Genomic DNA, 13540 nt, shown 5'->3' on the forward strand with positions numbered 1-13540 from the left:
GCTTCCTCCTCGTTGAGTGCGGCTTTCCGCCTCAGAAGCTATCAGCGCGGGCCTCAGCGCAGCGGGCGGCCCTCGCGCGCGCGACGCGGCTCGGCCGTCTGGTAGGCGCGGTCGATGCGGGCCTTGAGCCGCCCCGCGCCCGAGACGGGCAGGCTCCAGGTGCCCTCCACCTGCACCAGCCGCACCCCGGGGGACTCCAGCCAGCGCAGGACGCACTCGGTCTCCTCGGCGCTGGCCGCGTGGACCGGCCCCGGGCCCGGCGGCACCGTCTCGGCGGTGGCGGTCAGCGCCTCGACGAACGGGGTGGGGTGGGCGCCCTTCGGCATCACCCCGGCCGAGGCGAGCCGTCCGTACCGGATGACGTGGATCTCCCAGGCGCCGCCGGTCAGGGGGGCGGCGGCGACCATCTGGGGGATCGCGGTCAGTGAGCGCAATCGCTGCATGCGGGCCGAGGTGCGGACGTAGGAGGCGAGCCGGTCGCGGTCGGCGGCGGCCTCCTCGTAGCGCTGGTCGAGGGCGAGCCGCTCCATCCTGGCCTCGATCGCGGAGAAGACCGGGGCCGCGTCCAGCTCCATCGCCCGGCGGGCCGCCACGACGTGCACGGCGTACTCGCCGGGGCTCTGGCGGCCCTCGCACGGGGCCCCGCACTTCCCGATCTCGGCGAGCGCGCAGGCCGAACGCCTGGTGCGCGGGGTGATCCGCTCGGTGCACTGCCGCAGCGGGACCGTCTCGTGCAGGGCCGTGCGGGCGTCCTCGGCGGCGCGGGTGCTGTTGAACGGGCCCAGGTAGGAGGCCTCGTCGTCCTTGACCTCGCGGACGACCGACAGGCGGGGGAACGGCTCGTCGGTCAGCTTGAGCCAGAACATCTTCTCGGGGAAGCGCGACCTGCGGTTGTAGCGGGGTTTGGCCGAGCCGATCAGCCGCAGCTCCCTGACCTCCGCCTCCAGCGAGGTCGCGCAGGCGATCGACCTGACCCGCGCGGCGATGCCGATCATCTCGCGGACGCGCGGCCTGGTCTCGCTCGCGGTGAAGTAACTGCGCACCCGGTTGCGCAGGTTGGTGCTCTTGCCGACGTAGAGCGGGTCGCCGCCCTCGTCCTCGAACACGTAGACGCCGGGGCCCGCCGGAACCGAGTCGGCCAGGTGCCGCTTGCGGCGCTGCTCGGGGGTGGGGGCGCGGACGAAGCCCTTGAGCTCCTCCAGCGTGTGCACCCCGAAGGAGCCCGCCCGCTCCAGCAGGGCGTGCAGCACGTCGACGGTGGCCCGCGCGTCGGCGAGCGCCCGGTGACAGGGCTCGGTGTCGCTGAAGATCCTGGCGAGCGTGGACAGCTTGCAGTTGGGCGCCTCGTCGCGGGTCAGCAGCTTGCGGGCCAGGTCGACGGTGTCGACCACCTGGTGGGCCGGCGGGGGATACCCGTGCGCGGCGCAGGCCGCCCTGACGAACCCCAGGTCGAACCCGGCGTTGTGCGCCACCAGGGTGGAGCCGGCCGCGAACTCCAGGAAGGACGGCAGCACCGCCTCGATCCTCGGCGCCGCCACCACCATGCTGTCGGTGATGCCGGTCAGCACCGAGATGAACGGGGGGATCGGCGAGCCGGGGTCGACCAGGGTGGCGAACTCGCCGAGCACCTCGCCGCCCCTGACCTTGACCGCCCCGATCTCGGTGATCGCGTGTTCGCCCGCCGAGACGCCGGTGGTCTCCAGGTCGAACACGACGAAGGTGATCTGGCCGAGCGGGGTGCCCAGCTCGTCGAGTGTTCCCTGCACGGCGTAGTCCACGACTCACGACCATAGAAGCCCCGACCGACATTTATCGCACCGGGCCCTTCCCTGGCCGGTGCGCGCCGGGTGCCGGGAGAACCCCCGCCGCACAGGTCCGCGGGGGTTTCCGGAGGACCTCGGAGGACCTCGGCTCCGGTTCGGCTCCGGTGGGCCCGCGAGGGTCTTCCGAGGGCTCCGGAGGCCCCGGCACCGACAGGTCCGCGCGGGTTTCCGGAGGGACTCAGCTCCAGTGGCTCCCGTCCAGCATCCGTTCGAGGAGGGCCCGGTGCATCACCAGGTCGTCGGGGTCGTCGGGCATGGCCTTCTCGCCGAAGTGGACCTGGCGCTGCCAGATGCGGGCCATGATGATGCCGTGCCGCAGGGCGGCGTACGTCTCGTAGAACTCCATGTCCCGAGGCTTGTATCCCGTCATCTCGTGGTACGTCTGGCAGACGTCCTCGCGCCGCATGAAGTCCGGCATCCCCGGCAGTCCCATGAACTCGGTGATGTCCTGGAAGAAGGTGTGCAGGAAGATCATCCAGGAGATGTCCAGCTCGCGGGGGGCGATCGTGGCCATCTCCCAGTCGAGCACCGCCACCGGGGTGAAGTCGCGGTACATCACGTTCCCGATGCGGGCGTCGCCCCAGTTCAGCACGTCGGGCCCCGGGGCGGCGGGCCAGTGCTCCTCCAGCCAGCCGAACGCCCGCTCCAGCAGCGGGACGGGCGTCGAGCCGTGCGCCCACTCGTAGTAGGCCCGCTGGTCGTCGACGTGCCCGCGCAGCGCCGTGCCGTCGGTCCCGGAGATCTCCAGGGGGCGCAGTTCCTCGGCGGTGAACGGGGTGTCGTGCAGCCTGGCCAGGATCTCGACGCTGTCGCGCTGCAGCCGGTGGCGGTCGGCGGGGGAGGCGTCCAGCAACCAGCTTTCGAAGGTGTAGGGCATCACGTCGGGCGGCACGTCGCCGGTGAGCCGCTCCATCACGAAGAACGGGGCGCCCATGGGCCCGGGGTCGGGCTCGTACCACAGGGCCCGGGGCGCGAGCACGCCCGCGCGCTCCCTGACCAGCCGCATCACCTCGTACTGCCTGCCGAGGTCGTAGCCGGGGAAGACCGGCACCGCCTCGCTCGCCGGGGCCAGCCTGGCGACGCACGGGATGTCGTGCTCGCCCTCGGCGGAGGTCCAGGAGGCGTCGAAGAGCAGGGTCTCGCTGGACATGCCGTTGCCCGAGGGGCGGGACAGCGGGGAGAGTGTGACGGGGGACCCCACCCTCCCCGCGAGCCACGAGCGCATCCGCTCCCCCAGCTCCTCGAGGTCGCGGGTCGAGGTGCGCATCTCCTCGGCCCGCCGGCCACGCTCGTTCGTCGGCTCGTCCATCGCGCTCTCCCGGGTGGCGTGCGTCACAGGTGATCCGCACAGTCGTAACCCAGCAGCAAGCGCTTGTCCACAAAGGGTTCACGACCTCGTCGGCCGCCGGTCGATTTACGGTCAGGTCGGGGTCAGGGTGCGGTAGCCGTACCCTTGACGTGAAGACCGATCCGAGTAGGGGCCGTGATGAGTTCAGCCGGAGAGGGCCTGTCTCGTCCGTTACCCGAGCAGGTCCGCTTACATGTCGTGGAGCTGGCCTCCCAGATTCTCGGTTCGATGCCCGCCGCCTCCGTCCCGCTGCCCCTGAAGGGGATCGCCAAGTTCGACCCCCGCAAGCGGGCCAGGCTGGGCGGGGCGCCGATCGCCGCGCAGCTGGAGACCGACAAGAAGTTCCGCGAGCTCGTCGCCGAGACGCTGACCGAGGGCTGGCCCGAGCTGGTCGCGAGCCTCGCCGAGGGCACGGTCCCGCCGGCGGCCGAGCCCGTCATGGTGGCCGCGGCCGCCTACCTGACCCGGCCGCCCGGCTGGGCGGAGATGGTCGAGACGGCCCGCGCCGACCTGGAGCGGTCGGCCGCCGTCGCCGAGGGCTCCGCGCAGGAGCAGACGGTCTCCCGGCTGCGCGAGCAGCTGGCCGCCCAGAAGACCGCGGCCAAGGAGGAGTCCGAGCGGCTGCGCGAGCAGCTCAAGACCTCGCGCTCGGAGGTGTCCGACCTGCGCCGCAGGCTGCACGACGCCCGTGAGCGGACCAAGGCGGCCGAGGCGCGCGCCGCCGCCGCCCAGGAGGTGGCCGAGGAGGCGAGGACCGTCGCGCTCTCGGCCGGAAGCACGGTCGAGAGCGAGCTGCGCCGCCTGCGCGAGCGGCTGGCCGACGCCGAGCGGCAGCTGGAGTCGACGCGCAGGGCGGCCCGCGAGGGCCGCAGCGTCGAGGACACCAAGGTGCGCATGCTGCTCGACGCCCTGCAGGACGCCGCCGCCGGGCTGCGCAGGGAGCTCGCCCTGCCCTCGGGCATCCACCGCCCCGCCGACTCCGTGGCCTCGGTGGCGCCCGGCAGGCAGGGTGTCCAGGCGGTCCCCGCGCGGGCGCTCGCCGACGACGACCCCGCCCTGCTCGACCAGCTGCTCGCGCTGCCGCAGATCCACCTGATCGTCGACGGCTACAACGTGACCAAGACCGGTTACGGCACGTTCACCCTGGCCGACCAGCGCAGCCGCCTCCTCACCGGTCTCGGCGCCCTCTACGCGCAGACCCGCACCGAGCTGACCTGCGTCTTCGACGGCGCCGAGCTGAACGGCCCGGTCCCGGTGTCGGCGCCCAGGGGGGTGCGCGTGCTGTTCAGCGCCCCGAACCAGATCGCCGACGACCTGATCCGCCAGCTGGTCCGCGCCGAGCCCGCCGGGCGCGCGGTCGCGGTGGTCTCCTCGGACCGCGAGGTGGCCGAGTCGGTACGCAGGATGGGCGCCAGGCCGGTGCCCTCGGTGCTTCTTCTCAGACGTCTGGGGCGCGCGTAAACCTTTCGGGGTCGCCGGGCATCGGATCACCCAGGAGGTTCGATTCGATGAAGAAGATCATAACGCTCGCCCTCGCCGTCCTGGCCGCCGGAGCGACCGTCACCGCGCCCGCGGCGGCCACGACGGCCGCCGTCCCCAGAGGCTTCCTGCTGTACGAGAAGGACGCCGCCAAGAAGGACGACGACCCCGAGACCAACTGGAAGGTCGCCAACTCGGCGAGGACCAGGCTGGCCGTCAACCCGTGTGACAGGAGCACACTGGCCGCGACCGGCCGGGTGGCCGCGCGGACGGTGACCTTCACCGGCGTGCCGGACTTCATGAAGGTCGAGCAGGTGATCCTGTACGGCTCGCGGGCCTCGGCCGTCGCGGCCGTCGCCCAGGTGCGCGCCGCCCTGGCCCGGTGCGGGGCCAGGGCCGGCTCGGGCTCCGGTTACCGCTACGCCTCCTCGCGCCTGACCGGGCTCGGCGACGAGGCGCTGAGGGTCTCCGGACAGGTCTACTACGGGAAGAAGGCCGGGGTGGGCGGCGACCGGAGCGTGCTGGTCAGGAAGGGCAACGCCGTCGTGGTCTACCTCTGGGCGGGGGAGTACTCCAAGCCCGCGAGGAGCGACTGGACCGTCCAGCTGCGCGACGCCAGGAGGATGACCGCCAAGATCTGCGACATCGCCACCTGCGGGTAGCGCGAACGGGGTCGAGGCCGGGCGCTCCCCGTGACCGGGGGGCGCTTCCGGGTGGCGGGACGGCCGCCGCCGGTCGCGGGTAAAGCGCTTCCACCTGCGAATAAGGAGCAAACCCGGCGAAAAGGTGAGTCAATCATTACTTCTTCTGTACTATTCGCCGCAGGTCTGGTGCAGTCGGGAGGCGTTGACGTGGCCGTGGCGGGTTTGCCGGTTGGACTGATTCGGATGCCGGTGGCGGCCGGGCTCGCCCTCGCGTTGCTGATGATGCCGGTCGGCGGAGCGTTCGCCGAGCCGAAGCCGACGCTCGCCCAGGCCAAGAAGAAGCTGGACAAGCTCAACGAGCAGGCCGACCAGGTCGTCGAGAAGTACAACCAGGCCTCGGAGAAGTGGAAGCGGGCCAGGAAGAAGTACCGCACGCTCAACGACGACCTGAGCCGCCAGAACGAGCAGGTCGCCGGGCTGCGCAAGGAGCTCGTCACGATGGCGGTCAGCACCTACCAGGTCGGGGTGATCAACGGCTGGGAAGGCATGATCTACCAGAGCGACCCCGGCGCGCTGCTGAGCGGCCTGGCCGCCGCCGACCAGATGTCCACCTCCCGCGCCCAGTCCCTGAGCGCCTTCGACGAGGCCACCAAGGCGCTGCGGACCAGTCGCGACCAGGCCAAGGACGCGCTGGCCGAAGCCGACGAGACGCGTGACGACCTGGCCAAGGAGAAGGCCAAGGCCGACAAGATGGTCAGGGCCCAGACGAAGCTCCTGCGCGAGCTCAACGTCTTCAAGACGGGCAACCCCGAGAGCTCCGGACTCCAGTACAACGGCTCCGCCTCGGGCAACGCCCGTGCCGCCCTGCAGTTCGCCTTCGCCCAGATCGGCAAGCCCTACCGGTACGGCGGCACGGGTCCCAGCGGCTGGGACTGCTCCGGCCTGGTCCAGGGGGCCTGGCGCAGCGGGGGGGTCAGCCTTCCCCGTACGACCTGGGAGCAGTGGAGCTGGGGCGCGAGCCGCAAGGTGTCGCTGAGCGAGCTCCAGCCGGGCGACCTCATCTTCAGCGAGGGTCTCGGCCACGTCAGCATGTACGCGGGCGACGGCAACATCGTGCACGCCCCGCAGACCGGTGACGTCGTGAAGGTCGTCCCGCTCTCCTCCTACGGCCGCCGCATCGTCGGAGCCGTCCGCCCCTGAGCCCTGCCCGCCGAGCCCTGAGCGGGGCCGATGGGTTCCGGCTCCGGCGCGTGGTGACGGTGGACGTCTCCCGGGTGCCCGCGCCGTCCGGAGCGGGCTCCCAGGGCCTGGGCGCGTGTCCTCCGTCCTGAGAGCGCATCGGGTTCGTGCGGGCTCCCCTTGAGGACACGTGCCGGGGCCCGGGTGGGCTCCGCCCTGAGAGCGCGCAGGGCCCTCACTGAGGCGTTCACACCTCGCCGTGCGCTCCACCGGCTCCCCGGCCCCTGGGAGGCCGCCAGGCTCCACCGCGTCCCGTGCCCGCGCGATCGGGGGGCCGGGTGAACCGATGTCCGTCCTGGCGCTCGGCGCCGCCGGTTTTGAGGTCGTTCGGGCGGATTTCCGGAGGTCGATCCATGGTGCCGGCACGTGCGCGCAGGGGCCGAGAGGCCCGATCGTCCGGGGGCGGCGCATTCTAAGGCCAAGCCTCAGGCGCGGCGATGTGATGAATATTACAGAAATCACTATTAATCAGAGTGATGCCGGTCGTGTGACGAGGGTCATATCTCAATAGCATAAATAGCCATTTAGCAGGGGTAACAGGAAGATCAAGAGGGCTGTCCGGTCACCCGATTTGGCGAATGCTTTGCCGAAAGTTGGAGATCGGGGTAACTTCTGGCGTCGCGACGTGCAAGCCACGCCGTCGCGGCGAATGTCGGTCTTCGGGCCGGTGTCCCTATAGAAATCCAACCGGCCGCCGCGCCCCCACCCGGGGGCAGGGCTCATCACGGCGGCCCGCCGAATCTATGCAGCCAGGAGGCATGGAACCGGGGACCCAAAAGGCCCAGCACAGTGTGGCCAGGGGTGAATCGGCACATTTGTGCCGTAGGGCATCTTCCAAGCCCGAACCCGTCAGCTAACCCGGTAGGCATCAGTGGAAGTCCCAAGGAGAAATCCTGTCTACCACCCCGTACAACCCCCGTCTGTCGCGCCTTTTCCGCCTTTCCATCGGCGGTATCGCCCTCACCCTGACCGCCTCAGCCGGAGCGGTCACCCTAGGGCCCACGGCGGCGCAGGCGGTGGCGGACGGCCCCTCGGAGATCTTGTTCAACAGCGTGACCGACGCCTCCGAGAAGGCCGAGAGCACCAAGAAGACCGCCCCTCGAACCGTGACCACCGCGACCAGGGCCAAGGCCAAGGGCAAGGTCGGGAGGAGCAAGGCGGCACTGCAGAAGGTCCGGGCCGGTAAGGCGGTCTCGGCGGCCAAGAAGCAGATCGGCGACCCGTACCGGTGGGGAGCCTCCGGTCCCGGAGCGTTCGACTGTTCGGGGCTCGTCCGGTACGCCTGGCGCAAGGCGGGCGTGTCCCTCCCCAGGATCACGCACAGCCAGTACAGGTCGATCAAGAAGAAGGTCTCGTGGAGCAAGCTGCGCCCCGGTGACCTGATGTTCTTCAGTGGGAAGGGCCACGTCGGCATGTACGTCGGCAAGGGCAGGATGGTCCACTCGCCGAGCAGCGGCAAGACGGTCCGTGTCGTGAGGCTGGCCGGCTACTACAGGTCCTCCTTCGCAGGAGCGGCACGGCCCGGGGGCTGAGCCCCGCACGGAGCCCGGGCACGGAGCCCGGACTACGAGGCCTGAGCGAGAAGCCCAGGCCCGGAATCCGAGTACGGGCACCGAGCCCGCGTCCGGGCAGGCGTCCGAGCACGCAAGAGCGGCCCCGGCCCTCCACCAGGAGGGCCGGGGCCGCTCCATGCCGGTCGAGTACCATCGGCTCGTATGTCCGTCCCGAAAGGGCGCCGCGCCGTGCTCGCCGGGATGCTGGCGCTGATGAGCGCCGGTCCGTTCGCCGGGACGGGCCCCCTCCTGGCCGGAGCCGCACCGCTTTTGCCCGACGCCCCTCACGGCCCCCGGACACCTCCGCGCGACCCTCACGATCTGTGGCCGGGCGCCGCGGTCACCGTCCGGGGAGAGCACTCGCTCGTGATCGGCCACGGCGTCCCGGCCGCCGTCCTGCGGGATCTGGCGGCCAGGGCCGACCGGGCCCGCGCGACGGTCGCGGCGATCTGGGGGCCGGTCCACGCGGTGGTCCTCTTCCCCGCCACCGACGCCGAGGCCGCGTCGCTCGCCGGGGCCGGGAGCACCCGCGGCCTGGCCGCGATGGCGACCGCGGACCGGGTGATCGTCCTGCCGTCGGGATACGCCCGGCTCACCGGGACCGGCAGGGATGTCGTGATCACCCACGAGCTCGCCCACGTGGCCACCGGCGCGACCCGGGGCGGCCGGGTGCCGATGTGGCTCTCGGAGGGCTTCGCCGACTACGCGGGCTACCGTGACGCCGGGCTCGCGGTGCGCACGGCCGCCGCGGAGCTGGCCGCGGAGGTGCGCGCGGGCGTCCTGCCCGCCCGGCTCCCCGCCCCGGCCGACTTCGCCCCCGGCGCGCCGCGGCTCGCGCAGGCGTACGAGGAGGCGTGGCTCGCCTGCAGGTTCGTCGCGGAGCGCTTCGGAGAGAAGGCCCTGGTGAGGCTCTACGGTAGCGATGTCGGGAGCACGCTCGGCCTGCCGGTGGCCGAGTTCACCGGAGCCTGGCGCGACTACCTCAGGGAGGAACTCACGTGACGCTGAGCACGACGGACACGCCCCCGGGCGTGCGGTCGGCGGGGTGGGCGCTGGCCGTCCTGGGGGTGGTCACGCTGGCGGTCGTGGCGTTCACCACGCCCTGGCGGGCACTGCCCGAGGGGGCCCCGCCCGTCGTTCCCGATCCGGCCCGTGACTTCACCGCCGAGCAGATCGCCAGGGCCGAGAGGTTCGACGCGCTGGTCAGCCTTCCCGGCTACCTGTCGCTCGGCCTGACGCTGGTCGTGGCGGGGGTGCTGGTGGCCACCCCGCTGGGCGCGCGGCTCGCCGACCGGCTGCCGGGGCCGTGGTGGCTGCGGACGCTCCTCGGCGTGCTGGCGCTGTCGGCGGCCGTGGCGATCCTGCGCTGGCCCCTGGGGATGTGGTCGGAGGGCTACCTGCGCGACTTCGGGCTGTCCACCCAGGCCTGGCCGGCCTGGTCGGCCGACCGGGCCAAGAGCACCGGCATCGGCACCGCGCTGACCGCGATCATGGTGCTGGCGGTGGTCGCCCTGGCGCGGCGCTACCGGCGCTGGTGGATCCCCGCGTCGGCCGGGGCGTTCGTGCTGACCGTGGCCGCCTCCTTCGCCTACCCGGTGCTCGTCGAGCCGGTCTTCAACGACTTCAGGCCGCTGGAGGCCGGACAGCTTCGCGACGACCTGCTCGCCATGGCCGCCAGGGACGGCGTGCCGGTCGAGAACGTGCTCGTCGCCGACGCCTCCCGGCGGACCACCGCGCTCAACGCGTACGTCTCCGGGTTCGGCGCGACCCGCAGGATCGTGGTCTACGACACGCTGCTCCGCGCGCCCGCCGACGAGGTCGAGCTGGTGGTCGCGCACGAGCTGGGCCACGCCAAGGCGGGCGACGTGCTGTCGGGCACGCTCGTCGGCGGCCTGGGCGCGGCGTTCGGGGCGTGCCTGCTCTACGCGGTGACCTCGGCGGGTGTCGTACGGCGCCGGACGGGGGTCGCCTCGCTCGGCGACCCGAGGGCGGTGGGCCTGGTCATGGGGATGCTGAGCCTGGCGACGGTCCTGTCCGGACCGGCCCAGAACCTGGTGAGCAGGCAGATCGAGGCCCGGGCGGACGTGCACGCGCTGGACCTGACCAGGGACCCGGCGACGTTCGTCGCCATGCAGAAACGGCTGGCGGCCACCAATATTTCGGATTTGTCGCCTGATCTAGTCGAATATGTACTTTATGCATCGCATCCCACGACGCCGCAGCGCATCGCCCTGGCACGCTCCTGGGCCGGGCTGAACGGCCTGCCCGAACCGTGAGCCGCACGCTGGTCGTCACGAACGACTTCCCGCCCCGCGCGGGGGGGATCCAGTCGTTCGTGTACGGCCTCATCGCCCGCCGCCCGCCCGGCTCGGTCGTCGTCTACGCCCCCCGGTGGGCCGGCAGCGCGGCCTTCGACCTGCGCCAGCCGTACCCCGTCGTGCGGCACCCCACCTCGCTGATGCTGCCCACGCCCGCCGTCGCCCGCCGGGCCGCCGGGCTGGTCGCCGAGTTCGGGTGCGACAGCGTGGTCTTCGGGGCGGCGGCACCGCTCGGGCTGCTCGCGCCCCGGATGCGCGAGGCCGGGGCCCGCCGCGTCGTCATGGTCACCCACGGCCACGAGGCGGGCTGGGCCGGCGTCCCGGCCGGCCGCCGGGTGCTCGCCAGGATCGGGGCGGACGCCGACGTGGTCACCTACCTGGGGGAGTACACCCGGCGGCGGCTGGCCCGGGTGATAGCCGCCGACAAGCTGGTGCGGCTCGCGCCCGGCGTCGACACGGAGGTCTTCCACCCCGGGGCCGGAGGGGAGCGGGTGCGCGCGCGACTCGGCCTGGGGGAGCGGCCGGTGGTGGTCTGCCTGTCCAGGCTGGTGCCGCGCAAGGGCCAGGACACGCTCCTGCGGGCCTGGCCCGCCGTGGTCGGGGACGTGCCCGGCGCGGTGCTCCTGATCGTCGGCGGGGGCCCGTACCGCAGGACCCTGGAGCGGCTGGCGCGGCCGATGGGCGGTTCGGTCAGGATCACCGGCCCGGTGCCGGAGGCGGAGCTGCCCGGCCACCTCGCCGCGGGCGACGTGTTCGCCATGCCGTGCCGTACCCGCCTGGGCGGCGTCGACGTGGAGGGGCTCGGCATCGTCTACCTGGAGGCCTCCGCCAGCGGCCTGCCGGTGGTGGCCGGTTCCTCCGGCGGCGCCCCCGACGCCGTGCTGAACGGGGAGACCGGCCTGGTCGTCGACGGCACCCGCCCCGACGAGGTCGCGGCGGCCCTGGTCGGACTGCTCAAGGACCCGGCCGGGGCGCGCGCGATGGGGGAGCGCGGGCGCGAGTGGGCGGCGCGCGAGTGGAACTGGGACCTCGCCGCCTCCCGCTTCGCCCGCCTCCTGGAGCCCGCGGAGACTCCTTAGCCGTACGGAGTCTCAGCCGTACGGAGTCTCAGCCGTACGGAGTCTCAGCCGTACGGAGTCTCAGCCGTACGGAGTCTCAGCCGTACGGAGTCTCAGCCGTACGGAGTCTCAGCCGTACGGAGTCTCAGCCGTACGGAGTCTCAGCCGTACAGGGAGTCGACCTGCTTGGCGAAGTCGCGCATCACGATGTTGCGCTTGATCTTCAGGGTCGGGGTGAGGTGCCCGCTCTCCTCGCTGATGTCGATGGCGAGGATGGTGAACTTCTTGATCTGCTCGGCCTTGGAGACGAACTTGTTGGCGCCGTCCACCGCCTTCTGCACCTCGGCGACGATCGCCGGGTCGGAGCTGAGCTCGGTGAGGTCCGCCCCCGCCTTGCCGTTGGCGGCCTTCCACTGCTCCAGGGCCTCGACGTCGAGCGTGACGAGCGCCGCGACGAACGGCCTGTCGTCGCCGACCACCATCGCCTGGCTGATCAGCGGGTGGGCGCGGATGTGGTCCTCCATCGGGGCCGGGGCGACGTTCTTGCCCGCGGCGGTGACGATGATCTCCTTCTTGCGCCCGGTGATGCGGAGGTAGCCGTCCTTGTCGAGCTCGCCGATGTCGCCGGTGTGGAACCAGCCGCCGGTGTCGATCACCTCGGCGGTGGCCTCGTCGTTGTTCCAGTAGCCCTGGAAGACGTGGCGGCCCTTGACGAGCACCTCGCCGTCGTCGCCGATGCCGATGGTGACGCCCGGGAACGGCTTGCCGACGCTGCCGATCTTGTTGGCGCCCGGCATGTTGACCGAGGACGGCGCGGAGGTCTCGGTGAGGCCCCAGCCCTCCAGGGTCTCGATGCCCACGCCGCGGAAGAAGTGGCCGAGCCGCTCACCGAGGGCGGAACCGCCGGAGACCGCCGTCGTCAGCCTTCCGCCGGTCGCGGCGCGGATCTTGCCGTAGACGAGCTTGTCGAACAGCGCGTGCTTGATCTTGAGGCCCAGCCCCGCGCCGCCCGCCGACTGCGCCCTGCTCCAGGCGACGGCGGTGTCGGCCGCGGCGTGGAAGATCTTCCCCTTGCCCTCGGCGGTCGCCTTCTGCTCGGCGCCGTTGTAGACCTTCTCGAACACGCGGGGCACGCCCAGCAGGAACGTGGGCTTGAAGGCCTGCAGGTCGGGCGCGACGTTCTTCATGTTGGGGGTGTGCGCGAGGATCGTGCCGGTCTCGATCAGCACGATCTCGATGATGCGGGCGAAGACGTGCGCGAGCGGCAGGAAGAGCAGCGCCGCCCTGCCGTCCACGACGAACAGGCGCTCCAGCGGGCCGTTCGCGACGTTCCTGGCGGTGAACAGCAGGTTGTCGTGGGTCAGGCTGCAGCCCTTGGGCCTGCCGGTGGTGCCCGAGGTGTAGACGATGGTCGCCAGGTCGGCGATGCCGCGCCCGGTCCTGCGCTCGGCGAGCGTGTCGTCGGAGACCCCGGCGCCGAGCGCGGTGAGCTCGTCCAGGGCGCCGCCCTCGATGCGCCAGACGTTCTTCAGGCCCGGCAGGCCGGAGGCGTCCTCGCGGATGGTCTCCTCGTGCGACTCCAGCTCGGCGAACACGGCCTTCGCGCCGCTGTCGGAGATGATCCAGGCGACCTGGTCGGCCGAGGAGGACTCGTAGATCGGCACGCCGACCGCCCCGGCGCTCCAGATCGCGTAGTCGATCACGGTCCACTCGTAACGGGTGCGCGACATCAGGGCCACCCGGTCTCCGGGCTCCACCCCCGCGGCGATCAGGCCCTTGGCCACCCCGGCGACCTGGTCGCGGAACTCCCTCGCGGTGACGGCCTTCCAGTCGTCGCCGACCTTGCGCCGCAGGGCGACGACGTCGGGCTCCTCCTCGGCACGCTTGAACACCGTGTCGGTGAGGTTGGCGGAGGGGGGGACATCCACCAGCACGGGGACGCTGTACTCGCGCACGGGTCACTCCTGGAGACGCACGATCGATGGGCTGCCTGGAAGCTATCGCGATAAGTTACGCATGGGTAAATTCGTCACCCAGGCGTTATGAAGAGGGATTTCACCGTAGCAACTACCGTCGCG

Annotated in this window: 10 protein-coding genes and 1 riboswitch; of the genes, 7 read left to right on the forward strand and 3 right to left on the reverse strand. The window is 71.8% G+C overall.

Translation table 11 applies throughout. The annotated features are described in order from the left end of the window. Positions 1 to 53 precede the first annotated feature (53 nt). Together AC5L38_RS05780 and AC5L38_RS05785 are read right to left on the reverse strand one after the other, a co-directional pair. Positions 54 to 1778, reverse strand: a complete 1725-nt coding sequence (locus tag AC5L38_RS05780; RefSeq protein ID WP_495241704.1) for a DEDD exonuclease domain-containing protein — start codon at positions 1776 to 1778, stop codon at positions 54 to 56. A 223-nt stretch (positions 1779 to 2001) separates the two neighbouring features. Beyond that, positions 2002 to 3159, reverse strand: a complete 1158-nt coding sequence (locus tag AC5L38_RS05785; RefSeq protein ID WP_495241705.1) for a phosphotransferase family protein — start codon at positions 3157 to 3159, stop codon at positions 2002 to 2004. A gap of 150 nt (positions 3160 to 3309) precedes the next feature. Here AC5L38_RS05785 and AC5L38_RS05790 point away from each other — a divergent pair, with 150 nt between their 5' ends. From AC5L38_RS05790 to AC5L38_RS05820, 7 genes are all read left to right on the forward strand, one after another. Beyond that, positions 3310 to 4632: an NYN domain-containing protein gene (locus tag AC5L38_RS05790; protein WP_495241706.1), complete on the forward strand. Its 1323-nt coding sequence runs from the start codon at positions 3310 to 3312 to the stop codon at positions 4630 to 4632. Between the two features lie 47 nt (positions 4633 to 4679). Further along, the gene (locus tag AC5L38_RS05795; RefSeq protein WP_495241707.1) at positions 4680 to 5312 is read left to right on the forward strand and encodes a hypothetical protein; all 633 of its coding nucleotides are present in this window, start codon (positions 4680 to 4682) and stop codon (positions 5310 to 5312) included. Between the two features lie 225 nt (positions 5313 to 5537). After that, a complete protein-coding gene (locus AC5L38_RS05800) occupies positions 5538 to 6494 on the forward strand; it encodes a C40 family peptidase (RefSeq protein ID WP_495241708.1) in 957 nt (318 codons plus the stop codon). Between the two features lie 762 nt (positions 6495 to 7256). After that, a riboswitch (cyclic di-AMP (ydaO/yuaA leader) is annotated at positions 7257 to 7416 on the forward strand. Positions 7417 to 7585: 169 nt separating this feature from the next. Next, positions 7586 to 8065: a C40 family peptidase gene (locus tag AC5L38_RS05805; protein WP_495241709.1), complete on the forward strand. Its 480-nt coding sequence runs from the start codon at positions 7586 to 7588 to the stop codon at positions 8063 to 8065. Positions 8066 to 8248: 183 nt separating this feature from the next. Continuing rightward, entirely contained in the window at positions 8249 to 9088 is an 840-nt protein-coding gene (locus AC5L38_RS05810) for a hypothetical protein (protein WP_495241710.1), read from the forward strand. Further along, positions 9085 to 10362: a M48 family metallopeptidase gene (locus AC5L38_RS05815; RefSeq protein ID WP_495241711.1), complete on the forward strand. Its 1278-nt coding sequence runs from the start codon at positions 9085 to 9087 to the stop codon at positions 10360 to 10362. Before AC5L38_RS05810 ends, AC5L38_RS05815 begins: the two co-directional genes overlap by 4 nt. After that, positions 10359 to 11483, forward strand: coding sequence for a glycosyltransferase family 4 protein (locus AC5L38_RS05820; RefSeq protein ID WP_495241712.1), 1125 nt, complete (start codon positions 10359 to 10361; stop codon positions 11481 to 11483). Before AC5L38_RS05815 ends, AC5L38_RS05820 begins: the two co-directional genes overlap by 4 nt. Positions 11484 to 11623: 140 nt before the next feature. Here the strand turns inward: AC5L38_RS05820 and AC5L38_RS05825 are convergent, their stop codons facing one another. Beyond that, positions 11624 to 13417: an AMP-dependent synthetase/ligase gene (locus AC5L38_RS05825; protein ID WP_495241713.1), complete on the reverse strand. Its 1794-nt coding sequence runs from the start codon at positions 13415 to 13417 to the stop codon at positions 11624 to 11626. Between the last annotated feature and the right edge of the window lie 123 nt (positions 13418 to 13540).

This window comes from Streptosporangium nanhuense, assembly GCF_059358815.1.